Here is a 21,326-nt window from a genome sequence, read left to right on the forward strand (position 1 = left end):
GCGCGCGCCCTGGCCGCGCTGGAGCTGCATGACCCATGCAAGACAGGGAACGGCGCCTGCCACCAAACCCAGCAGAATGCTGGTCAGATCCACTGCCATGCTTACCCCGATCGAATCTTGAAGAATGCCGTGCAGCTTAACAGGCACGCAGGCGAGATGCCTTCACGGGCCCCATCGCAGGGCAAGCCCGCTCTCACACCGACCGCGCGATTGATCAAGGCTTGCACTGTAGCTGTGGGAGCGGGCTTGCCCCGCGATGGGCGTCGTCAGCCCGGGAACCACTGACGCAACAACCGCCGCGCCTCCTGCGACCCCTGCCCCGCCGCCAGCTCCAGCCAATAGCGGGCCTGCTCGGGCGCCTGCGCCTGGCACAGGCGTGCGTATTCCAGCTGTGCGCGCCGGTCACCGGCCCGCGCGGCCTGGCGCAGCAGCTCGTGGCCGATACGCCGGTCACGGGAACTGCCACAGTCGCGGCAAAGCATCTGCCCCAGGCGGCTCTGCGCGACCACCACGCCCTGGCGCGCCGGCTGCTTGAGCATGCGCCCGGCCAGGTGTTTGACGCTGGGTTTATCCCCCAGGCGCGGGCTATCGAGCAGCCACAGGGCGACCTTCAGGGAAAAACGTTCGTTCCGGGGGATGGATGTATCCGAAGTGAGGGGGGGTTTACCGCGAAGCTTCATGACCGACAGCGTAGGTGACTCGAAAGGCGCGCCACTCTACGCTTTTTTTTCGGTCGATTCTCGGCCGACTTTTGTCGCACGCAATTTTTTTCAGCATTTTTTTCTTGACGTTTTCAGCACCGCGACAAAGAACCAGAGGCACCCACTCCGATTGTCGGACAGTTCCCCAAACTGCTGGCACGCCCGTGCTAGAGCAAGCGCCTGTGACAATCCACAGAAGCTGTGGATAACTCGGTGGACAACCCCTACGAACAGCCCTCAAACCCTGATGAAACGGGGCCTTCAGTCAAACTGTCGATTTTTTCACCAGCAAAAATTAGTGTTTTTTTTCATTGACTTAACGCCGGAGTCAAGTCATTGGCGAACCCTTGGCAGGCTGTTGCAGCCTGCTTACAGCCGTTGGCCCAAATGTGTACAAGTGCACCAACAAACGGCATATCGATGCACGAAAACAGCACAAGCGAGCGTATGCAGGGGTATTCCCCCCTCTTCACAGCACCGGAAAGAATCGACATAATGGCCGGCTTGGCTAAAAACAAATTGGTGCTTGCCAACCCCTGAACAGTCGTGTAGGGTTGCGCCCCGTTAGTACCCAGCTGAAAGTCAATTCTGGCCAAGCAGTCCCCGCAGCACACCGTTCGCTTACGAACGTGCTGCCCCTTCAGGACCGGCCCATTCGATGATTCACTCGGCGGCCCATACCGTCCAAGCACGAATCACGTATTCAGATTGATCAGGATCTCCCCCGGTGCCTCGAACCCTGGCCCCGGTGTGCTGCCTGCCTTCTGTCGTACCTACCAGTCAGCCCAGCGCCCACCTTTGCTTGCGCCACTCTGGCTGCCCTGTTCCAGTCAGGTTCTGCGTCTCCTTAATAAAGACGTCACTGGAACGTTTCTATTGTGCACGGATCAATTACCGTGTCTTACGCAGGAACATCCAACAACATGAGTAACATTCAACACATTCAGGTTGCCGCTGGCACCCTCTCCAAAGCCTTCGCGCCACTGAAGTGCCTTATCGTTGCCCCACGCAAGGGCAGCTTCAGCTTCACCCTGGTCGACCAATATGGCGTGGCTTGCCACACCGAGCGCCTCTACCCAGACCAGTACATGCGCGCAGAACCCTTGCAAGCCGTGATCGAGCGCACTCGCCAATCGCTGACCGCATGAATGAATGGCGGGCGATTCACCCCGTGAATCCATCTGCCTGATGGTTCTTGGCTTAATTGCCAGCGGGCATATAGCCCGGCCCCTCAGGCAGCAATCGATTTAAAAACAGCCCTTTACACCATGCTTATCACACTACACTTCAACTCGAGCGGCCGTTGCCGCTTCCGGCGGGCCTGACCACTCACCAGCTGCCAAGCTCCAGTGCCCGCTGGTCCTCACCTGTTCGAGGGCATCATGGGCATCGCTGCGAACGAGTTGATTCGATACGTGATCCGGCCAACGCTGATCTACCTGGACCGCCACTGTGACAGCGCTGAAGCTTTGTTACTGGGCGTTGCCGCCAGCCAATCGGCATTGGGTTCAGCCCTTCACGACCGCCGTGGCCACGGCTTGTACCGCATCGGCGAGCACCGCCACCGCTGCCTGTGGGACCACTTCCTCGCCCGCGATCCGGAACTGGCCAGCCTGGTCCGCGGCCTGGCCAGCCAGCATGCGTTCCTCGGCGGGCCGCACCTGGAGCTCACGGTCAACCTGCGCTATGCCACCGCGATCGCCTGGATGCTCATCGAGGAACAGGCCGCGCCATTGCCGGCTGCCGACGACCTGCTGGGTCTGGCACGCATCTGGCGCCAAACCTTCAACCCCCAAGGGCGCTTGCGTGATTTCACCCGGGCCTGGCAACACTGCATCGAACCAAAGCTGGTCGAGCATTCTTGATAACCGTTCTTGAATGCATCCCGGAAAAAAGGAATTTTGGTCGGATTGTCCTACAAAACCGCTCTATCTCGTAGGTTACAGCCTATAGCGTGGCGCGCGATTTGTTGGTAGCTTTCCGCCCCGGAGATCCCAAGGAGTTTCTAATAATGAAAAAAGCAATGCTCAAAACCTCCCTCGGTATTGCCGTTGCCCTCGCTTCCAGCCACTTGCTCGCCAGCGGTTTCGCCCTGAACGAGCAAAGTGTCAGCGGCATGGGGACAGGTTTCGCGGGGCGTTCTTCGTCTGCCGATGATGCCAGCACCGTGTACGGCAACCCTGCCGGCATGGCGCGCCTCAAGCGCGAGCAAGTTACCGTGGGTGGCGCAGCCATTTTCGCCAAATCCGACATCTCGGGCCGTGGCAGCAACCTCGGGGGAGAAACCGACGGTGACATGGTTCCCGTGGTCGGCGTACCGATGGGTTACTACGTCAAACCGCTCGACGACAACTGGAGCGTCGGTTTCGGCGTGTATGTACCGTTCGGCCTGGTTACCGACTACGGCAGCGGCGACGCTGCTCGTTACTGGGGCAAGAAGAGCCACGTCGAAGTGGTCACCTTCCAGCCTACCGTCAGCTATGCGTTCAACGACAAGGTGTCGATCGGCTTCGGCCCGACCATCAACCGCATCAAGGGCGAGCTGGGTTCGAACACCATCAACCCGCGCACCCCTGGCCGCAACGACGGCGAAGTGAAGATCAAGGGTGACGACACCGCGGTCGGCTACAACATCGGTATCCTGGTCCAGGCCACCGACCGTACCCGCCTCGGCCTGACCTACCACTCGATGGTCGACTACAAGCTCGAAGGCGATACCAAGGTCAACAACGCGCTGCTCGGCCCATTCAGCGGCAGCAAGTTCGACGCCGAGTTGAAAATCAAGACCCCGGAGTCGGCCGACTTCTCGATCACCCACGAGCTGGATGATCAGTGGACCCTGTACGCCGGCACCACGTTCACCCGTTGGAGCCGCCTGAAGGACATCACCGTCACCAACGAGCTGCCGGCCCCGGTCGCGGCAAGTGCGGTGGGTCGTTCGCTGGGCACCATCACCGAAGAGCAGAACTGGCATGACACCTGGGCAGGCGCCATCGGTGCCGCCTACAAGGTGAACAAGGAGTGGACCCTGCGTACCGGTTTCTCGGTCGACCAGTCGCCCACCAACAACCAGGACCGCTCTCCGCGCATCCCCACTGGCGATCGCAAGATCTTCAGCCTGGGTGCCGGCTGGAGCCCGAACGACGACATGACCATCGACCTGGCTTATTCCTACCTGTGGGAAGAAGACACCAAGGTCAACCTGGCGAGCCCGACCAAGGGCACCTACCAGGCCAAGTACGAAAACAGCGCTCACGGCGTCGGTGCTTCGCTCACCTATCGCTTCTGAGTCACTGTCGCAGCATGAAAAAACCGCCCGCGTGGCGGTTTTTTCATGCCTGTACGCGCCAGCGGTCGCCCAGGCTCGCCTGCAGGTAGTCCGTGAAGGCCCGCACCTTGGTGGTCATGGCGAAGCGATCGGCCAGGCACAGGTAGATGTCCATTGGCTCGGTCTGGGCGTAGGCCTGCCCGCTGTCGCTGTACTCGAACAGCGGCACCAGCCTGCCCGCCTCCAGATGCGGGCGCACGATGAACTCGGCCAGGCGGGTAATGCCGCCGTCGTTTAGGGCCATCTGGGTCAGGGCGTCGATGTCGTCGCTGATCAGCACCTTGCCAAAGCGTGGCTCGAAGCGCAGCCCGTCGCGCATGAAGCCCCAGGGCAGAAAGCGCCCGTCCACCGGATAGCGGAACACCAGGCAGCTGTGATCATGCATGGCTTCGGGGGTGGTCGGTCGTCCCGCGCTGGCCAGGTAGCCGGGCGAGGCGCAGCAGATGAAGGGGATCGTGGCGATATGCCGGGCCAGCAGGTGGTCCTCGAGCTGCGGGGTGATGCGCAGGCTTACGTCGACGTCCTCGCGGGCGTGGTTGACCTTGCGGTCGCTCATCACCAACTCTATTGAAAGCAGCGGATAGCGGGCACTGAAGGCGGGAATCAGCGGGGCCAGCACATGCCGGCCGAAAGCGGATGTGGAGGCGATGCACAAGCGGCCTTGCGGTTCGCTGTCGGGCGTGGTCAGTGCTTGCTCGGCCAGCAGCAGCTCACGCTCGATATGCCGCACGCGTTCGTAGTACTGGCAGCCGGGGGGCGTCAGGGCCATGCTGCGGGTGGTGCGGGTCAGCAGGCGCACCTGCAGGTGGGCTTCCAGGCGTGCCAGGTTCTGGCTCACCGCTGCGGGGCTCAGGCCCAATGCGCGGGCGCCGCCAGCGATGCTGCCGGCTTCCACCACTTTGATGAAACTGCGGATGGCGTTGAGCAGGTCCATGGTGGAGCCCTTTTGATTCGTAAGAATTTCTTTATAAAGAACTCAGTGGTGCCGGTCTACAGGGTTGGCCATGGCCATTGCTAACCTGCGCATCCATTCTTTGGAACCGGAGTGACGATGAACGACCTGACCGCTACCCGCCGCCGTAAGCTGCGACCTGGGGCGACGCCCTATGTGTTTGCCTTCTACATGTCGGCGATCATGGCGATGCTGATGTGCTTCGTGATCACGGCGGCGACTGCCGGGGTCGATGGCGACTACCTGGGGCAGGTGCTCAAGGCTTATCAACTGGCGATGCCGGTGGCGTTTGTCTGTGTGCTGGTGGTCAGGCCTGTGGTTGTTCGCCTGGTGGCGTTGACTGTGCATTCGCATTGATTTGGTGGTTTTGGTGAACTGGTGATTTGTGAGCATATCCATTCACGATAGGGACTTTTCGTCACCTTTCCGCCCTTACGGCGGCCTACTTTTTTCTTGGAAAAAGTAGGCAAAACCGCCTGCTCCCATCATCCGGCCCCTACGCTGCGCTTCGGGGTTCCCTCACTCCGGCCTTGCTCCCGCGTGGACGCACTGAAGGGCCATCCATGGCCCATCAGTGCTCGATGGGCATCCATGCCCATCGCCCCGCTCCGCAAGTCCTACGTTCGGCCTCCTGAAGTCGCGTTTGGCGGTGACTGGACTATCGCGCGCTTAGAAGCAAGAGCAAGAGCAAGAGCAAGAGCAAGAGCAGCGAGTGTTTAATTGTTATTGATGTGTTGTTTGTAATGACCTGTTCGCCGGCAAGCCGGCTCCTACGGACGGGGTGTGCAATTAAAAGTTCGCACACCGTAGGAGCCGGCTTGCCAGCGAATGCAATTTGATATCCAACACAACAATTAACTAGCGACAGCTGCGCCAATGCAGGCGCCGCCCCTAACTTCGCGACTTCAGGAGGCCGATCGGAGGGCTTGCGGAGGGAGGCGACGGGCATGGATGCCCGTCGAGCACCGATGGGCCATGGATGGCCCTTCGGTGCGTACTCCCGGGAGCAAGACCGGAGTGAGGGAACCCCGAAGCGAAGCGTAGGGGCCGTATGAATGGAGCGAGGATTTTTTGGTGACTTTTTGATCCTTCAAAAAGTTACCCGCCGTAAGGGCGGAAAGGTGAATAAGCGTCACCCAAGNAAATGGATATTCACACCAACACCAAAACAAACAAACAAACAACTTAGATCCAGCCCCATCGATCAAGCAAAAACCTCAAGGCTGCGAAGCGATGGCCTTCTCGATAGCCGCCCTGAACGCCGGATCATCCGGCTTGGTAAGGCTGGAAAAGTTACCGATCACCTTCCCCCGCCGATCCACCACATACTTGTAGAAGTTCCACTTCGGCGCACTACTCTGCCGCGCCAATTCAACAAACAGCGGTATCGCGTCCTTGCCCCGCACCGACTGTGTCTTGGTCATGACAAAAGTCACCCCGTAGTTGGCATAACAGACCTTGGCCGTCTTCTCGCTATCGGCATCTTCCTGCTTGAAGTCGTTGGACGGCACCCCAAGCATCTCCAGCCCCTGCTCGTGAAACGCCTTGTACGTCGCCTCGAGCCCTTCGAACTGCGGCGCGAACCCGCAATAACTGGCGGTATTGATGACCACCAGCGGCTTGCCGGCAAACCGCTGGCACAGGTCGACCTGCTCCTTGCCCCGCAACTCCGGCAGGCTGCCCTGCAACAACACCGGGCAGTCCGCCGCCCAGCTCGAAGTAGCAGCGGCCAGGGCCAGCACGGGAAGGGTCAACCAGCGTATGCGCATGACGAGGTACTCCTGCAACACAGTCCATGAACTTGCAGGGTAGCGCCTAACACAGGCTCATGCCCAATTGCAGCAACGCCAACCCACCCGCGTGCCACCCCCACCACACCAGCGCCAGCACCAACAGCGCGGCGATGGCCAGCAGGCTGCGCCCCAGTAGGCGGTTCATGCCGCCTGAGCCTGCAAGCGCGCCACCGGACGCTCGCGCACCGGCCAGTTGAGCGCGGCCGCCAGCAGGCTGAGCAGGATCGAGATCTGCCACACCAGGTCGTAGTTGCCGGTGTGGTCATACACCACGCCCCCCAGCCAGCCGCCGAGGAACGCGCCCAGTTGATGGAACAGGAACACGATACCGCCCAGCATCGACAGGTTGCGCACACCAAACAGCGTGGCCACGGTGCCATTGGTCAGCGGTACGGTCGACAACCACAGCAGGCCCATGGCGATACCGAACAGGTAGGCGCTGAACTGGGTTACCGGCGCCCACAGGAACAGCACGATCACCACCGCCCGCAGCAGGTAAAGGCCCGTCAACAGGCGCGGCTTGGACATCCGCCCGCCCAACCAGCCCGCGGTGTAGGTACCGACGATATTGAACAACCCCACCAGCGCCAGCACCGTGGTGCCGGTAATGGCCGGCAGGTGCTGGTCCACCAGGTAGGCCGGCAAGTGCACACCGATGAACACCACCTGGAAGCCGCAGACGAAGAAGCCCAGCGCCAGCAGCCAGAACCCCGAATGCGAGCACGCTTCACGCAACGCCTGGCCAAGGGTCTGCTCGGCACCCTGGGCGGGCAACGGGTTGTCGCGCAACAGGCCCACCAGCGGCACGATCAAGGCCACCATCAGGCCCAGCACCAGCAACGCTGCCGACCAGCCCAGCCACTGGATCAGGCCGAGGGTGCCCGGCAACATGGCGAACTGGCCGAACGAGCCGGCCGCGCTGGCGATGCCCATGGCCATGCTGCGCTTCTCCGGCGGCACGGCGCGGCCAACCACGCCAAGAATCACCGAGAACGAGGTACCGGACAGGCCGATACCGATCAACAGGCCAGCACTGAGCGACAGCGACCAGAGCGAGTCGGCCATGCCCATCAGCACCAGCCCTGTGGCGTACAGGATGCCGCCGATGATCACCACCTTCGCCGCACCCAGGCGGTCGGCCAGGGCGCCGGAAAACGGCTGCGCCAGGCCCCAGATCAGGTTCTGCAGGGCGATGGCGAAGGCGAACACTTCGCGCCCCCAGCCAAAGTCGGCGCTCATCGGCGCCAGGAACAGGCCGAAGCCGTGCCGCACACCCAATGACAACGCCAGGATCAGCGCCGCCCCCAGTAACACCCAACCGCTGCTCCGCCACAGGGAAGTCATTGTCGTCGTCTCCAGCACATCGCAAGGTTTATGCGGGTATATACCCGCTTATAGTCGTAATGAATCAGGCCAGGCGCTCCAGCAGGCGCACTAACTGGTCGCGCTGCCCTTCACCCAGTTGTTCCACCAGCTGCCGCTGGGCCAGCTCCCAGGCGGGGTAAGCCGCATCGAGCCGCGCCCTGCCCTCGTCACTCAACAGCACCAGCCGGTTGCGCTGGTCGTCGCCATCAGCCAGCAGCACCAGCCCTTCGGCTTCCAGCACCCGCAGGTTGCGGCCCAGGGTGCTGCGTTCCAGGCCCATGGCTTCGGCCAGGCTGGTGATACTCGGCCGGTCGAGCCGCTGCACGCTGCGCAGCAGCGAAAACTGGGCGACGTTGATGCCGAAGCCGGCAAGGGCTTCGTCATAGTGCCGGCTCACCCCACGGGCGGCGCGACGCAGATGGGTACAGATGCATTCACTGGTCAGCATGGATAGGTGTATATACCCGCAATATGGATGTTGCAAGAAGTTTCAAAATGCTCGCTGGCCGATTCGCCGGCAAGCCACCCACATCTTGCGCGGTCTCTGTAGGAGCGGGCATTCAGCCAGCCGTAAGCGCCAGCCCCACCACTACTGCCAACTCCAACAGTTCCAGCAATGCCCCGGCCGTGTCCCCGGTGGTTCCACCCAGCCGCTTGCACATCAGCCGGCGCAACCAAGCGAATACCAGTAGCGCCAGGCCGAGCACCCACAGCACAGGCCAACCACCCAGCATCACCGCGACCAGGGCGCAGCCCGACAATACCCAGCCCGCCGCCTGGCGCGGCAAGTGCTCGGCCAACGCCGAGCCCAACCCGCCTCTACGCACATAGGGCGTGCCCAGGAATAAGCCGAGCATCGCAGCCCGCCCGACCACCGGCGTCAGTACCAGCAATCCACCAACACCCCGCTCCACCAGCACCCACAACGCGCAGAACTTGAGCAGCAGCACCAATACCAGCGTCACCACGGCAATCGGCCCGCTACGCGGGTCCTTCATGATCTCGAGGGTGCGCTCACGGTCGCCGAAGCCACCCAGCCAGGCATCGGCGCTGTCGGCCAGGCCATCCAGGTGCAGGGCGCCGCTGAGCAGTACCCACAGCGCCAGCAGCAGCGCGGCATGCAGCGGCGCCGCCACGCCCTGGAGCAGGTGGCTGGCCAGCCACAGCAGCAGGCCGAACAGCAACCCCACCAGCGGATAGCACAGCAGCGAACGCCCCATCTCCTGCGGTGTCGGCATGCCCGGCAAGCGCACCGGCAGGCTGCTGAGGAACTGCAAGGCGATCCAGAACGGCAACATTCAGTCGCCCTCGCGCAATGAACCGTCCGCACCCACCGTCACGCGCAGCAACGCCCCATGCCCGACCTCGACCTGCAACAACTGCTCACGCGGCAGGCCACGGGCCTGTGCCAGCAACAGCCGCATCACTCCGCCATGGGTGACCAGCAGCACGCGCTTACCGGCATGCTGGTACGCGAGCCGGCCGACAGCGCCCTGTACACGCTCGGCAAACGCCAGCACCGGCTCGCCTGCCGGCGGGGTAAAGGCGTAGGGGTCGTTCCAGAACAGCCCGAGCGCTTCGGCCTCGGAGTCCATGATCTGCGCCGCGCTGCGCCCCTCCCAATCACCGAAGTGCAGCTCACGCACATCCGCTTCACGCTGCACCGGCAAGCCCAGGCGCGCGCCCAGCTCATCGGCGAACAGGGCGCAGCGCTGCAAGGGCGAGCTGACCAGCACGTCCCAGGGACCGCCTTCGGCCACCGCCTGGCGCATCTGTGCCCACCCCTTCTCGGTCAGGGCATCGTCCAGGCTGCCGCGCAGCCCACCGCCCAGCTCGGTCTCGCCATGGCGCAGCAGGTCGAGGATCATGCCGGGCGATCCGCCACCGCCGCCTCGGCGAAAGTCGCCATCTGCCCGTGCAGGGCGCAGGCCAGGCGGATCAACGGCACGGCCAGGGCGGCACCACTGCCCTCGCCCAGGCGCAGGCCCAGGGCCAGCAGCGGCTCGGCCTCCAGCGCCGCCAGCAACGCTTTGTGGCCTGGCTCGGCGCCCTGGTGGGCGAACAGCAGCCAAGGGCGGCATTGCGGGTTGAGGCGCACCGCCACCAGCGCGGCGACGCTGCAGATGAAACCATCGACCAGCACCGCCACACCCTGCTGGGCACACGCCAGGTAAGCGCCAGCCAGCGCGGCGATCTCGAAACCACCAACACAGGCCAACGCTTGCAAGGGCTGGTCGGCGCGCAGGCCATGCCGCACCAGGGCACGCTCGATCACTTCGGCCTTGTGCCGCACACCGGCGCTGTCCAGGCCCGTACCAGGCCCACTCAGTTCCCGCGCCGGGCATCCCAGCAGGGTACTGGCCAGCGCAGCGGCTGCCGTGGTGTTGCCGATGCCCATCTCGCCACCAATGAACAGCTGGGCGCCTTGCTCGACGGCGCGCAGGGCACTGTCGCGGCCGGCTTGCAACGCGGCGGCCAGTTGCGCCTCGGTCAGCGCCGGCTGGCGGGCGAAGTTGGCCGTGCCCGCCCCCAGGCGCAGGTGATGCACGCCGGGCAGTTCGAGCGTCGGGTCGATGGTGCCGAGGTCGACCACTTCCAGGCTGGCACCCAACTGGCGCGCCAGCACGCTGATGGCCGCGCCGCCACCGACGAAGTTGCGCAGCATCTGCCCGGTGACGGCTTGCGGATAGGCCGAGATGCCCTCCTCCACCACGCCGTGGTCACCGGCGAAAATCGTGATCGCCACCTGCTCCAGGCTCGGGCGCTCACGCCCTTGCAGGCCGGCCAGGCGGATCGCCAAGTCTTCGAGCTGGCCTAAGGAGCCGGCGGGTTTGGTCAGTTGCTGCTGACGGGCACGGGCCTGGTCCATGGCGGTGGTGTCGAGGGGTTGGCAGGCGTCACGCCACCATAGCTGAGTCATGGAACGGGTCCTTTGAAGGAGGCGGAGAAGGTCGGGACCGCGTTGCGGTCCTTTCGCGGCACAAGGCCGCTCCTACAGCGTGTTGCGCTTTGCCGCGATGGGCTGCAAAGCAGCCCCAATGGAAAATGGCCAGCGTCAAAGCGCGGGGCCTTTGAGCGTGAGAGGCAGGCCGGCCACGGTCAGCACCACGCGCTGGCAGCGTTCGGCCACGGCCTGGTGCAGCAGGCCGGCCGCATCGACATAGCGGCGGGTCAGCTCGCCCATGGGCACCACGCCCAGGCCGGTTTCGTTGCTGACCAGGATGATCGTGCCGGGCAATGTTTCGAGGCAATCGAGCAAGGCATCGCGCTCTTGCGCAAGGCGTCGGGCGTCTTCGAGCATCAGCAGGTTGGTCAGCCACAGCGTCAGGCAGTCCACCAGCAGACAGCGGCCTTCGCTGGCTTGCGCGCGCAGCACGGCGGCCAGCGCCAGGGGCTCTTCGATCAACCCCCACTCGGCCGGGCGGCGTTCGCGATGCAGGCGCACGCGTTCGTTCATTTCACCGTCCAGCGGCTCGCTGGTGGCGATGTAGGTCACTGGCAGCCCGCTCTCGCTCGCCAGGCGTTCAGCCAGACGGCTCTTGCCAGAGCGGGCGCCGCCGAGGATCAGGTTACGCATCGTTTTCGACTCCGCAGAGCTTGCGCAATTGCGCGGTATCCAGATGCTGCTCGACCAGGTCGGCCAGGCGTTCGATATCGCGCTCGCGCAGGGCCTCGTAGTCGATGGTCTGCGCATCGGCCAGCCCCGCCCAGCGCAGTAATGCTGCGCACGACTGGCTGCCTTCGAACAGGCCATGCAGGTAAGTGGCGAGGATCTGCCCGTCGGCGCTGATGGCGCCGTCGCTACGGCCATCGGCCAGCTGCACGGCCGGCTGCTCCAGGGCCGGGCCACGGGTGACGCCGGCGTGGATCTCGTAGCCCGCAACCGGCGACTGCTGAAGATCAAGCGTACCGCTGACATTGCGCAGCTGCTTCTGCGCCTCCAGCACGGTCTGGTAGTCCAGCAGCCCAAGCCCTGCGCTCGAACCGGCGGCGCCTTCGAGCCCCAGCGGATCGTGAACCGCACTACCGAGCATCTGCAAGCCACCGCAAATACCGATCAGCTTGCCCCCATAGCGCAGATGGCGAGCGATGGCGCTGTCCCAGCCGCGCGCGCGCAAATGCGCCAGGTCGCCGCGCACGCTCTTGGAGCCGGGCAGGATGATCAGGTCGGCGGGCGGGATCGGCTGGCCCGGGCCAATGAACTGCAAGTCCACCTGCGGGTGTAAACGCAGCGGGTCGAAATCGGTGTGGTTGCTGATGCGCGGCAGCACCGGCACGATCACCTTGAGCAATTGCTCGCCCTTGGCCGCCTGGCGCACATCGATACCGTCCTCGGCTTCCAGGTGCAGGTCGGTGACATACGGCAGCACCCCCAGCACCGGTTTGCCGGTGCGCTGCTCCAGCCAGTCCAGGCCCGGTTGCAGCAAGGCGATATCGCCACGGAAACGATTGATGACGAAGCCCTTGATCCGCGCCTGCTCGCTTGGTGACAGCAGTTCGAGGGTGCCGACCAGGTGGGCGAACACCCCGCCGCGGTTGATGTCGGCCACCAGGATCACCGGGCAGTCGACCGCTTCGGCGAAGCCCATGTTGGCGATATCACCGGCGCGCAGGTTGATCTCGGCGGGCGAGCCTGCACCCTCGACCATCACCACCGGGTAGGCCTGTTCCAGGCGCGCATGGGAGGCCAGCACCGCCTGCATGGCGATGGCCTTGTAGTCGTGGTAGGCCACGGCGTTCATGCAGGTCACCGCCCGGCCGTGCACGATCACCTGGGCGCCGGTGTCGCTGTTGGGCTTGAGCAGCACCGGGTTCATGTCGGTGTGCGGCGCCAACCGGCAGGCCTGGGCCTGCACCGCCTGGGCGCGGCCGATTTCGCCGCCGTCGGCGGTGACGGCACTGTTGAGTGCCATGTTCTGCGGTTTGAACGGCACCACGGCGACGCCCTGGCGCAGCAGCCAGCGGCACAAGGCGGTGACCAATGTGCTCTTGCCGGCATCGGAGGTGGTGCCTTGCACCATGAGGGTGGTCATGCCGTTTCCTTTTGGTAGTCCGCCAACGCCTGGGCCAGGCGTTGCTCGTCGGCCTCATTGGCCGGCAGCCCGAAACGCAAGGCCGCGGGCTGGGCGAACAGGCGCACCAGAATGCCGCGCCGGGCGAGAAATTCATGCAGCGGCGCGGCCTGCTCGCCGCGCACGTACTGGAACAGGTTGCAGCCACCACTGGGGGCGAACCCGTGGCTTTCCAGCAATGTCGCAAGACGCTGGCTGGCCTGGGCGCAACGGGCGATCTGCGCCGCGTGCGCCGCTCCATCGGCGAAGCAGGCCTGGCCCAGCACCCGGCTCGGGCCACTGACGGTCCAGGGCCCGAGCGCTTCGGCCACAGCTTGCAGCAAGGCTGGCTCGGCAATCACGAAGCCCAGCCGCACGCCGGCCAGGCCAAAGAACTTGCCGAACGAACGCAACACGATCAGCCCCGGGCGGTCGGCGCAATCGGAGATGCTGTGTGCCGGCGAGTTGTCCATGAACGCTTCGTCCACCAGCAGCCAGCCGCCACGCGCGGCCAGCCGGGCATGCCAGGCCAGCAGCTGCTCAGGCGGCACGAGCCGGCCCGTGGGGTTGTTGGGGTTGACCAGCAGCAGCACATCGAGGCTGTCGAGGGCCGCCTCGACCTGGGTTTCGTCCAGCTCGACCAGGGTATGACCGGCCCGTTGCCAGGCATGGGGGTGCTCGGCATAACAGGGCGACAACACCCCTACCCGGCTACTACCGCGCATATGCGGCAACACCTGGATCGCCGCCTGCGAGCCGGCCACCGCCAGCAGGTGCTGCACGCCGTAGTACTGGCGGGCCGCCGCCTCCAGCCCATCCTCGACTTCCGGCAAGCGGGCCCAGGCGTCCAGCGGGATCGGCGGAACCGGGTAGGCCCAGGGGGCGATGCCGCTGGACAGGTCGAGCCACTGCTCACGCGCGATCCCGTAATGCTTCACCGCACGCAGCAAGCGGCCGCCATGTTCAAGCATTCAGGTAACCTCCCAGGCAGATCACCAGCAACCACAGCCAGACGCCGCGCTGCACCAGGCTCCAGCCGCGTTCGATGGCGTCGGCGTCGGCCATCGGCCCCTCGCCCAGGCGCGGGCGCTCGTGCAACTCGCCGTGATACACCGCCGGGCCGCCAAGCTCCACCCCCAGCGCCCCCGCGCCGGCGGCCATCACCGGGCCGGCGTTAGGGCTGTCCCACAACGGCGCCTGCTGGCGCCAGCAGCGCAGCGCCAGGCGGGTCTTGCCGAGTACGGCGTAGGTCAGGGCCACCAGCCTTGCGGGAATATAGTTGAGGCCATCGTCGATGCGCGCCGCGCACCAGCCGAAGCGCTCGAAGCGCGCGTTGCGGTAGCCCCACATGGCGTCGAGGGTATTGCTCAGGCGGTACAGCACCACGCCGGGGGCGCCGGCCACGACGAACCAGAACAGCGCAGCGAACACCGCATCGCTGCCGTTCTCCAGCACCGATTCGGTAGCTGCCCGGGCCACGGCGGGCTCATCCAGTTCGCGGGTTTCGCGGCTGACCAGGTAGCCCACGCGGCGGCGCGCCTCGTCCAGGTCGCCTTGACGCAGGGCCTGGGCCACCGGCAGCACATGCTCGCCAAGGCTGCGCAGGCCCAGCGCGCAATACAGCGCCAGGGCATCGACGATCCAACCGATATAGGGCAGCCACGACAACACCAGGGCGATCAGCGTCAACGGCACCACGGCCAGGAACCAGGCACTCACACCATGGCTGCGCCAGCCACGGCCACCGGTATTCAGGCGGCGCTCCAGGTTGGCCGCCAGGTTGCCGAAGCCCACCAGCGGGTGGCGGCGTTTCGGCTCGCCGAGCAGGGCATCCAGGGCCACGCCCGCGACAGTCAGCAAGGCCACGCTCATGGCCGGTCTCCCCAATGGTTCTCGTACAGCATGTCGCTCAGGGGCCGTTGTTCGGCCCAGTTTTCCAGCACCAGCATCGGTGCCGGGTAGAAGTCGGTCACCGGCCCCAGGCACAGCACCGCCACCGGCTTGGCGCCAGCGGGCATGCCCAGCAGCTCGGCCAAAGCCTGCGGGTCGAACAGCGAGACCCAGCCCATGCCCAGGCCTTCGGCACGCGCCGCCAGCCACAGGTTCTGGATGGCGCATGCCAGCGAGGCCAGGTCCATCTCGGGCAAGGTGCGACGGCCGAAGATGTGCGGCTCGCGGTCTTCCATCAACGCTGCCACCAGCACTTCGGCACAGTCGTTGATGCCTTCGACCTTCAGTTTCATGAACTCATCGGAGCGCTGGCCCAGGGCCTCGGCGGTGCGTACTCGCTCCTCCTCGACCAACGCCTGGATGCGCTCGCGCAGCGCGCGCTGGCTAATGCGGATGAAGCGCCACGGCTGCATCAGGCCCACGCTGGGTGCCTGGTGCGCGGCGGCCAGCAGGCGCGCGAGCAGTTCAGGTGCCACCTCGCCACCGGCGAAATGGCGCATGTCGCGGCGCTCGCCGATGGCGCGGTAGAGGGCTGCGCGTTCGGCCTCGCTGTAGGCGTGCTCGCTCATGGTCGCAGCAGCGCCGCCGCCGCGTCGGGGTTGGAGGGGAAATAGAAGTGCACGTAGGAAGCGGTCAACCGCCCCTGCCGGTACACCGCTTCGTTGCCGCGCCCACCATTGGGGCTCAGGCCGCGGGCGATGGGCTCAAGCTCAGTGCTGGTCAGCGAATGGTGGTAGGTGTGCCCGCGCAGGGTACCTTCCGGCAATTCGACCGCTTGCAGGGCCAGGGCCGCCAGGCGCTTCTGCATGGTCGCCTCGCCGGGCAGCAAGCCGAGCAGGGCGGCGCGTTCGCCGGCCACGTCGGTCAGGGCATCGAGCAGATAGAGCATGCCGCCGCACTCGGCCAGCAGGGGTTTGCCTTGCTCATGGTGGGCGCGGATCGCCTCCAGCATCGGCGCGTTGGCCGCCAGCGCGTGATGATGCAGCTCGGGGTAACCGCCCGGCAGATAGAGGCTGTCCACGCTTGGTAGCTCGCGGTCATGCACCGGCGAGAAGAATTCGAGCTTTGCACCGAGGTTGCGCAACAGGTCCAGGTTGGCGCCGTAGGTGAACGCGAAGGCTTCATCACGGGCAACGCCGATGCTGACGCCGGCCAACGAGGCGGCCATGGTTTGTGGCGCTGGCGCGGCAAAACTGACGGGGGGCGGCAACGCCGCATCGCAGCTGGCAGCCAGTGCTTCGGCGGCGGCGTCCAGGCGGGCGTCGAGGTCATTGAGCTCGCTGGCCTGCACCAGCCCCAGGTGACGGCTGGGCAATTCGATGCCGCGCTCGCGGGACAGCCCGCCGTACCAGCGCAAGCCCTCGGTCAGGCTGCCTTCGAGCAGTTGCGCGTGGCGCAGAGTGCCCACCCGGTTGGCCAGCACACCGGCGAACGGCAGGTCCGGCTGGTAGCGCGCCAGGCCCAGGGCCAGGGCGCCGAAGGTCTGGGCCATGGCCGTGCCGTCGATCACCGCCAGCACCGGCACGCCGAAGTGACGTGCCAGGTCTGCACTGGAAGGCGTGCCGTCGAACAGCCCCATCACCCCTTCGATCAGGATCAGGTCGGCATCAACGGCCGCTTCCCACAGCAGGCGACGGCTTTCGTCGGCGCCGATCATCCACAGGTCCAGCTGGTACACCGGGGCACCGCTGGCACGCTCGAGGATCATCGGGTCGAGAAAGTCCGGCCCGCACTTGAACACTCGCACCTTGCGCCCGAGGTTACGGTGCAGGCGTGCAAGCGCAGCGGTGACGGTGGTCTTGCCCTGGCCGGAGGCCGGGGCGGCGATCAACACCGCCGGGCAGTGGCGTGGCTCACTCACAGCTCGACGCCCTTCTGCGCGCGGATACCGGCCTGGAAGGCGTGCTTGAGCATGCCCATCTCAGTGACGGTATCGGCCAGCTCGATCATCTCGGGCTTGGCCGCACGGCCGGTGACGATCACGTGCTGCATCGGCGGGCGGGCCTGGATGTCGCTGAGCACCTGGTCGAGGTCGAGGTAGCCGTGCTTGAGGGCGATATTCAGCTCATCGAGCACCACGAACTGAATCGATGGGTCCTGCAGCAACTGGCGCGACACCGCCCAGGCGGCTTCGGCGGCGGCGATGTCGCGCTGGCGATCCTGGGTTTCCCAGGTGAAGCCCTCGCCCATCACGTGGTAGCTCACCTGCTCGGGAAAGCGCCGGAAGAACAGCTCCTCACCCGTGCTGTTACGGCCCTTGATGAACTGCACCACGCCGCACTGCATGCCGTGGCCCATGGCCCGCGCAAGCATGCCGAAGGCCGAGCTGCTCTTGCCCTTGCCGTTGCCGGTGAGTACCAGCAGCAAGCCGCATTCGTTGGGGGAATTGGCGATGCGCTCATCGATGAGCGCCTTCTTGCGCTGCATGCGCGCCACGTGGCGTTCGTCGCGTTCGGGGGATTCGCTCATCAGGGGTTCTCCGCAGCTGTCGCCGCCAGGCGACAGGTAAAAGGCGGGCAGACGGAGAACGCGCAGGGGCCGTGGCAGGCGCCACATCGCTCCGCGCATCACCCTCCGTGATGCCGTTGGCAGTTGCAGGCCGGTCTCCGGGCTCGTGAGTGGGCCAAAGGGCCCGGCCAGCGCGCCTTCCCGGGTATTCACACCCAGTGGCATTGCGCGGCGTCGACTCACCTACCGTTGCGGGGGCAGCGCCGGAATCGCGCCTTGCTGGCGCCCACCGGCTTCCCAGTTTCACCCCACGCAACCGCAGTTCGCAGGGCACCTGAAACACGCCGCGAAGGTTAGAGGGTTGCACTGGGAGCGTCAATCGAACGGGGGCCGATCTGGCGTGGATCAATGGCCGATCCGTCCGCTTGTGCCACACTGGGAGAAGTGATATCACATGGCCACCACTTCGGCTGACCTCGATCACAATGACAAGGAGAGCGCAGCATGCAAGGCCTGATCATCAACAACCCGCACCTGGAATTCCTGCGCCCGGCGCTGGAGCGCTGGGTTGACTGCATCGACCGTTTCAACCAGTTGCAGGGCGACAACGAGGCCCCCTACTGGCATGGCAGCGCCGCCAACGTCGGGATGCTCGCCGCCGCCGCCTGGCAGGGCGAGCTGGTGGCGTTGCAGCAGTACACCAGCAAGAAGCAGCGCGACGAAGGTGAACGCGAGGGGCGCTGCGACCTGTCCATCAGCAGTGCCGACGAGTCCATTCACCTGCACGCGGGCCAGCGCTGGCCCCGTATCGCCCGCCTCGACCTGGCCGGCGCCTTGCAAGAAATCGCGACCGGGGCCAAACAGATCGCCTATCCCAGCCAGCTCAAGGCCGGTGCGCTATTCGTCACCCCCTTCAAAGCCGGCCAGCACGCCAGCCCCGAAGAATTGCAGGACCTGGTCGACGATCTGCAAAAGCACACCGCCTGCGCCATCGCCTGGTACTTCCCCTATGCCTACCGCAAGCTGCACAACGACCTGGGGCAGTATTTCCCCGGCGTGGCGCTGCTGCTCAAGCAAGCCTGAGGGCAGGTGCCAGATAGCTACCGCCGCCCCGCCTCAACCCTGACGACAATGGCCACTCCATCCCCCTGAAGGAGCTGGCCATGACCGCCCTGCTGGACAAGTTTCAACGCACCCTCGACTCCCTTGAACTGGCCGGCCCGTTCGTGCGCCTGGTCGATGATTTCATTCGGGACTTTCCCGACCCCTTCGCCCTGGCGAACAGGCATGCGGCACGTATCGTGCGCAGCTACGTGGGCAAGTCCCTGGACCCGCGGTTTTTCTGGTGGCACCAGTTCAACAGCACAACCAGCAGCCCCCGCACGTTCACTGGCTGGCAGCACAGCGGCCCACCGCAGAAATCGATGGCCTTGACACAACTGGTGGTACAGCGTTTCGACCTGCGCTTCCAGGAGGCCGTCGACGAGCTGAACCTGTATGGCGGTTTTTACCGGGACAGTGCCCAGGCCCCGGTGTTCGACGAGCGCAACGAGCAGCGGCTGTTGGGGACGGATGTTCAGAGCGAGCTCTGGACGCTGGATTTCGCTGCGGCCTACCGCAGCGATGTAGAGCGGTTCTGGCAGGGCAGCGGCCGGCACTTCAAGACACTGGCCCGGCTGCACCTGCTGGGCCAGGCCTGCAACGCCGAGCGCGCCGGGCGGATCACCGACGCAGACCTTGGCTTGATCCGGAGGATGGTCGGTGCGTCCACCCCTACCCCGACATTTGCCGAGTTGCAACGCGATACCAACGACCTGTCACTCACCGCGAGCCGTTACGACGCCGGGCACGGCAGCAGGCCCTGGCTATACAGCCTGGCGGCGAGCAGTGGGCGCGTGCTGCTTTACCTGCCCTGGTCCACCGAACCGCTCCGGGCGTTCGACTCGGCGCAGCAGATGGCCGGTTGGCTGCGCGCACAGCTGCAGGATCCAGAGCGGCTTGCGGCCTTTGTCCGGGCGGCGCAGAACGACATGCCCACTGCCGAGCAGTCGCAGCAACTGCGCGGGACTTTCATCAGCATCCGGGACAGCCGCACCGACGAAGCGGCAGAGGTGCTGCTCGCTTTCATTCGCAGGCAGTTGCCGGGGAACTTCTTCGTCTACCTCGCTGAGCAGGCGAAAGCCCAAATGCAGCGCAGCGCTTCGGCAATGCTGGACAACACCGCGCTGCGCAAAGCCCTGTGGAGCGGCTACCTGGCAGCGTTTCTCGGCGTGTTCGGCGGCTTCGCCGCCCTCGGATGGCCAATGACCCTTCTGCTGCTCGGCGCGGGCATCGCCAAGCTGGCACTGGATGTGGATGCGGCGGTCAGTGCCATCGATATGGAGGCACGCCAGGACGCATTGCGTGAAGCCATGATCGACAGCCTTTGCGCAGCTTTCAGCCTGGTGGACCTGAGCTTCCATTCGAGCTTCGCGTCACTGAGCACTCCCCCCCCCACCCATGAACTGAACACTTCAGTGAGTACATGGGAGCCACACCCCACGCCGGGCGTGGTACTCGATGGACTGGAAAGCAATCAGCTGGCCCTTGGCGAGCTGGGCAGGGCAGGCGCGATAAGAGGGGTGAGCCTGCATGACGACGGCAGTTGCCGGATCAACCTGGCAGGAACGACCTACCGGGTGCGCTATAGCCGCGAGCTATCGAACTGGCTGATCGTGGCAGAAGACCATCCGTTCGCATTTGCACCGTTGCGCCCGGTACGCCTGAACGCTGCCGGCCAATGGGAACTGCTGGATCGCCCAGGGCTGATCGGGGGCGCGCCGCCGTCGCCGGAAGGTATGGCCAACGCCCCTTCGGCGTTCTGGGACCCGTACATGGTGGCCGACCAGAACAAAAGCTCAGTGCTTTCGGCACGGGCCAGGGTCCGCCAGAAAAAACTGCTCACCGGTTTGCCTGTGCTGGCCAAGGACCAGCTGCCAGAAGCGGATGAAGATGGCATCTATTGCATCAAGGTGGACGGCACGCCTGCTTATTCGTACCTGCACGAAGGCGATGGTTTCCACAACGAACTGATCGAGTACTTCACCGATGAAGATTCACAGGTGAACCGAGTGTTTCGGCAAGGCACCTATGACCATGACGATGTGGACAGCTATATCGCCAAGCTCGCCGACTCGCTTCAGGCCTTGCCCAAGAGCAACAAGGTCACGCTGTACCGTGGCGGCAACGCTGCGCGTGGCACCAGCGGCACCCTGTATCGCAACGGCCAATTGAAGGTAGGTGACACGCTGATCAATACCGACCTGACCTCGTTCACCGAGAACCCCCATATCGTTCCCGAATTCGCGGCCAAGGTCTCGGCCACGTCCGAAGTGCCCTGGTTGTTCGATGACACCTCGGTGGTGTTTGAATTGCCGGCGGGGCACTACCAGGAAGGGACGCCGATCAGCGCCTTTTCCATGTACTGGGAGGAAGCCGAGACACTATTCCTGCCCGGCCAGTACTTCCGTATCGAAAAGCTCGAGCAGGTCTACGGCACCAACTACCGATTCATTCACGTGACACTCAGGCAGGTCGCCAGGCCCGCCTCAGGGCCCGTCTATGATCTGCGCACCGGTACACTGTACGAGCGCGCGCTGATGCAGACGCGGATCAGAACGCCTTCGTTGGTGCAACGGTTCTTCCCGCAGGAGCACTAGCCAGCTCACCGCTGAATGAACCTCCGTTCGGCCGCAGCGC

General features: G+C 64.8%; 22 protein-coding genes and 1 riboswitch. Of the genes, 6 read left to right on the forward strand and 16 right to left on the reverse strand.

Annotated elements, in window-relative coordinates; translation table 11 throughout:
• Window positions 1–266 precede the first annotated feature (266 nt).
• Window positions 267–680 carry a tetratricopeptide repeat protein gene (locus IX761_RS09970; protein ID WP_194789426.1) on the reverse strand — a complete coding sequence of 138 codons (414 nt, stop codon included), beginning with the start codon at window positions 678–680 and terminating at the stop codon, window positions 267–269.
• 944 nt (window positions 681–1,624) lie between these two features.
• On the opposite strand from IX761_RS09970, the gene IX761_RS09975 reads away from it, so the two are divergent.
• From IX761_RS09975 to IX761_RS09985, 3 genes are all read left to right on the forward strand, one after another.
• Window positions 1,625–1,849 (forward strand): hypothetical protein, encoded by a 225-nt coding sequence (locus tag IX761_RS09975; RefSeq protein WP_194789427.1) that lies wholly within the window; start codon window positions 1,625–1,627, stop codon window positions 1,847–1,849.
• Window positions 1,850–2,083: 234 nt separating this feature from the next.
• The gene (locus IX761_RS09980; RefSeq protein WP_194789428.1) at window positions 2,084–2,566 is read left to right on the forward strand and encodes a hypothetical protein; all 483 of its coding nucleotides are present in this window, start codon (window positions 2,084–2,086) and stop codon (window positions 2,564–2,566) included.
• A gap of 146 nt (window positions 2,567–2,712) precedes the next feature.
• Window positions 2,713–3,990: an OmpP1/FadL family transporter gene (locus IX761_RS09985; protein WP_194789429.1), complete on the forward strand. Its 1,278-nt coding sequence runs from the start codon at window positions 2,713–2,715 to the stop codon at window positions 3,988–3,990.
• 43 nt (window positions 3,991–4,033) lie between these two features.
• Here IX761_RS09985 and IX761_RS09990 read toward each other — a convergent pair whose 3' ends face one another.
• Window positions 4,034–4,963 (reverse strand): LysR family transcriptional regulator, encoded by a 930-nt coding sequence (locus IX761_RS09990; RefSeq protein WP_194789430.1) that lies wholly within the window; start codon window positions 4,961–4,963, stop codon window positions 4,034–4,036.
• Window positions 4,964–5,080: 117 nt separating this feature from the next.
• Here IX761_RS09990 and IX761_RS09995 point away from each other — a divergent pair, with 117 nt between their 5' ends.
• On the forward strand, window positions 5,081–5,338 hold the full coding sequence (locus IX761_RS09995; protein ID WP_194789431.1) for a DUF2798 domain-containing protein: 258 nt from the start codon (window positions 5,081–5,083) through the stop codon (window positions 5,336–5,338).
• 860 nt (window positions 5,339–6,198) lie between these two features.
• Here IX761_RS09995 and IX761_RS10000 read toward each other — a convergent pair.
• The 14 genes from IX761_RS10000 to cobO form a co-directional block, all read right to left on the reverse strand.
• Entirely contained in the window at window positions 6,199–6,750 is a 552-nt protein-coding gene (locus IX761_RS10000) for a glutathione peroxidase (protein ID WP_194789432.1), read from the reverse strand.
• Window positions 6,751–6,796: 46 nt separating this feature from the next.
• Window positions 6,797–6,919: a hypothetical protein gene (locus tag IX761_RS27315; protein ID WP_267241125.1), complete on the reverse strand. Its 123-nt coding sequence runs from the start codon at window positions 6,917–6,919 to the stop codon at window positions 6,797–6,799.
• A complete protein-coding gene (locus tag IX761_RS10005; RefSeq protein ID WP_416366767.1) occupies window positions 6,916–8,118 on the reverse strand; it encodes an MFS transporter in 1,203 nt (400 codons plus the stop codon). The genes IX761_RS27315 and IX761_RS10005 overlap by 4 nt, the downstream gene beginning before the upstream one ends.
• Window positions 8,119–8,182: 64 nt before the next feature.
• The gene (locus tag IX761_RS10010) at window positions 8,183–8,587 is read right to left on the reverse strand and encodes a MarR family winged helix-turn-helix transcriptional regulator (protein ID WP_194789433.1); all 405 of its coding nucleotides are present in this window, start codon (window positions 8,585–8,587) and stop codon (window positions 8,183–8,185) included.
• Window positions 8,588–8,699: 112 nt separating this feature from the next.
• Window positions 8,700–9,437, reverse strand: a complete 738-nt coding sequence (locus IX761_RS10015) for an adenosylcobinamide-GDP ribazoletransferase (protein WP_194789434.1) — start codon at window positions 9,435–9,437, stop codon at window positions 8,700–8,702.
• A complete protein-coding gene (gene cobC, locus IX761_RS10020; protein ID WP_194789435.1) occupies window positions 9,438–10,007 on the reverse strand; it encodes an alpha-ribazole phosphatase family protein in 570 nt (189 codons plus the stop codon).
• Window positions 10,004–11,059, reverse strand: coding sequence for a nicotinate-nucleotide--dimethylbenzimidazole phosphoribosyltransferase (gene cobT, locus IX761_RS10025; protein ID WP_194789436.1), 1,056 nt, complete (start codon window positions 11,057–11,059; stop codon window positions 10,004–10,006). Before cobT ends, cobC begins: the two co-directional genes overlap by 4 nt.
• A gap of 135 nt (window positions 11,060–11,194) precedes the next feature.
• A complete protein-coding gene (gene cobU / locus IX761_RS10030; RefSeq protein WP_194789437.1) occupies window positions 11,195–11,716 on the reverse strand; it encodes a bifunctional adenosylcobinamide kinase/adenosylcobinamide-phosphate guanylyltransferase in 522 nt (173 codons plus the stop codon).
• Window positions 11,709–13,172, reverse strand: a complete 1,464-nt coding sequence (locus IX761_RS10035) for a cobyric acid synthase (RefSeq protein WP_194789438.1) — start codon at window positions 13,170–13,172, stop codon at window positions 11,709–11,711. Before IX761_RS10035 ends, cobU begins: the two co-directional genes overlap by 8 nt.
• Window positions 13,169–14,161: a threonine-phosphate decarboxylase CobD gene (gene cobD, locus IX761_RS10040; RefSeq protein ID WP_194789439.1), complete on the reverse strand. Its 993-nt coding sequence runs from the start codon at window positions 14,159–14,161 to the stop codon at window positions 13,169–13,171. The genes IX761_RS10035 and cobD overlap by 4 nt, the downstream gene beginning before the upstream one ends.
• Complete coding sequence (cbiB, locus tag IX761_RS10045; RefSeq protein WP_194789440.1) at window positions 14,154–15,062, reverse strand: adenosylcobinamide-phosphate synthase CbiB; 909 nt, start codon at window positions 15,060–15,062, stop codon at window positions 14,154–14,156. Before cbiB ends, cobD begins: the two co-directional genes overlap by 8 nt.
• Window positions 15,059–15,709, reverse strand: a complete 651-nt coding sequence (gene bluB / locus IX761_RS10050) for a 5,6-dimethylbenzimidazole synthase (protein ID WP_194789441.1) — start codon at window positions 15,707–15,709, stop codon at window positions 15,059–15,061. The genes cbiB and bluB overlap by 4 nt, the downstream gene beginning before the upstream one ends.
• Entirely contained in the window at window positions 15,706–17,001 is a 1,296-nt protein-coding gene (locus IX761_RS10055) for a cobyrinate a,c-diamide synthase (RefSeq protein ID WP_194789442.1), read from the reverse strand. Before IX761_RS10055 ends, bluB begins: the two co-directional genes overlap by 4 nt.
• Window positions 16,998–17,609: a cob(I)yrinic acid a,c-diamide adenosyltransferase gene (gene cobO, locus IX761_RS10060; protein WP_194789443.1), complete on the reverse strand. Its 612-nt coding sequence runs from the start codon at window positions 17,607–17,609 to the stop codon at window positions 16,998–17,000. Before cobO ends, IX761_RS10055 begins: the two co-directional genes overlap by 4 nt.
• A gap of 110 nt (window positions 17,610–17,719) precedes the next feature.
• Window positions 17,720–17,941, reverse strand: a riboswitch (cobalamin riboswitch).
• Between the two features lie 151 nt (window positions 17,942–18,092).
• Here cobO and IX761_RS10065 point away from each other — a divergent pair.
• Together IX761_RS10065 and IX761_RS10070 are read left to right on the forward strand one after the other, a co-directional pair.
• A complete protein-coding gene (locus IX761_RS10065; protein WP_194789444.1) occupies window positions 18,093–18,671 on the forward strand; it encodes a hypothetical protein in 579 nt (192 codons plus the stop codon).
• A gap of 80 nt (window positions 18,672–18,751) precedes the next feature.
• Complete coding sequence (locus tag IX761_RS10070; protein ID WP_194789445.1) at window positions 18,752–21,286, forward strand: dermonecrotic toxin domain-containing protein; 2,535 nt, start codon at window positions 18,752–18,754, stop codon at window positions 21,284–21,286.
• Window positions 21,287–21,326 lie beyond the last annotated feature (40 nt).

The sequence above is a fragment of the Pseudomonas sp. UFMG81 genome, assembly GCF_015354575.1.
In the GTDB taxonomy this organism is placed as follows: Bacteria; Pseudomonadota; Gammaproteobacteria; order Pseudomonadales; family Pseudomonadaceae; genus Aquipseudomonas.

Bases quoted from the DNA above. Each gene is read 5' to 3' on its own strand.
- IX761_RS10005 (WP_416366767.1), bottom strand. From the start codon at position 8,118: ATGACTTCCCTGTGGCGGAGCAGCGGTTGGGTGTTACTGGGGGCGGCG.
- IX761_RS09995 (WP_194789431.1), top strand. From the start codon at position 5,081: ATGAACGACCTGACCGCTACCCGCCGCCGTAAGCTGCGACCTGGGGCG.
- IX761_RS10070 (WP_194789445.1), top strand. From the start codon at position 18,752: ATGACCGCCCTGCTGGACAAGTTTCAACGCACCCTCGACTCCCTTGAA.
- IX761_RS09975 (WP_194789427.1), top strand. From the start codon at position 1,625: ATGAGTAACATTCAACACATTCAGGTTGCCGCTGGCACCCTCTCCAAA.
- cobU (WP_194789437.1), bottom strand. From the start codon at position 11,716: ATGCGTAACCTGATCCTCGGCGGCGCCCGCTCTGGCAAGAGCCGTCTG.
- cobD (WP_194789439.1), bottom strand. From the start codon at position 14,161: ATGCTTGAACATGGCGGCCGCTTGCTGCGTGCGGTGAAGCATTACGGG.
- cobC (WP_194789435.1), bottom strand. From the start codon at position 10,007: ATGATCCTCGACCTGCTGCGCCATGGCGAGACCGAGCTGGGCGGTGGG.
- IX761_RS09985 (WP_194789429.1), top strand. From the start codon at position 2,713: ATGAAAAAAGCAATGCTCAAAACCTCCCTCGGTATTGCCGTTGCCCTC.
- IX761_RS10035 (WP_194789438.1), bottom strand. From the start codon at position 13,172: ATGACCACCCTCATGGTGCAAGGCACCACCTCCGATGCCGGCAAGAGC.
- IX761_RS10010 (WP_194789433.1), bottom strand. From the start codon at position 8,587: ATGCTGACCAGTGAATGCATCTGTACCCATCTGCGTCGCGCCGCCCGT.
- IX761_RS10015 (WP_194789434.1), bottom strand. From the start codon at position 9,437: ATGTTGCCGTTCTGGATCGCCTTGCAGTTCCTCAGCAGCCTGCCGGTG.
- IX761_RS10000 (WP_194789432.1), bottom strand. From the start codon at position 6,750: ATGCGCATACGCTGGTTGACCCTTCCCGTGCTGGCCCTGGCCGCTGCT.
- bluB (WP_194789441.1), bottom strand. From the start codon at position 15,709: ATGAGCGAGCACGCCTACAGCGAGGCCGAACGCGCAGCCCTCTACCGC.
- IX761_RS09990 (WP_194789430.1), bottom strand. From the start codon at position 4,963: ATGGACCTGCTCAACGCCATCCGCAGTTTCATCAAAGTGGTGGAAGCC.
- IX761_RS09980 (WP_194789428.1), top strand. From the start codon at position 2,084: ATGGGCATCGCTGCGAACGAGTTGATTCGATACGTGATCCGGCCAACG.
- cobO (WP_194789443.1), bottom strand. From the start codon at position 17,609: ATGAGCGAATCCCCCGAACGCGACGAACGCCACGTGGCGCGCATGCAG.
- cbiB (WP_194789440.1), bottom strand. From the start codon at position 15,062: ATGAGCGTGGCCTTGCTGACTGTCGCGGGCGTGGCCCTGGATGCCCTG.
- IX761_RS09970 (WP_194789426.1), bottom strand. From the start codon at position 680: ATGAAGCTTCGCGGTAAACCCCCCCTCACTTCGGATACATCCATCCCC.
- IX761_RS10065 (WP_194789444.1), top strand. From the start codon at position 18,093: ATGCAAGGCCTGATCATCAACAACCCGCACCTGGAATTCCTGCGCCCG.
- IX761_RS27315 (WP_267241125.1), bottom strand. From the start codon at position 6,919: ATGAACCGCCTACTGGGGCGCAGCCTGCTGGCCATCGCCGCGCTGTTG.
- cobT (WP_194789436.1), bottom strand. From the start codon at position 11,059: ATGACTCAGCTATGGTGGCGTGACGCCTGCCAACCCCTCGACACCACC.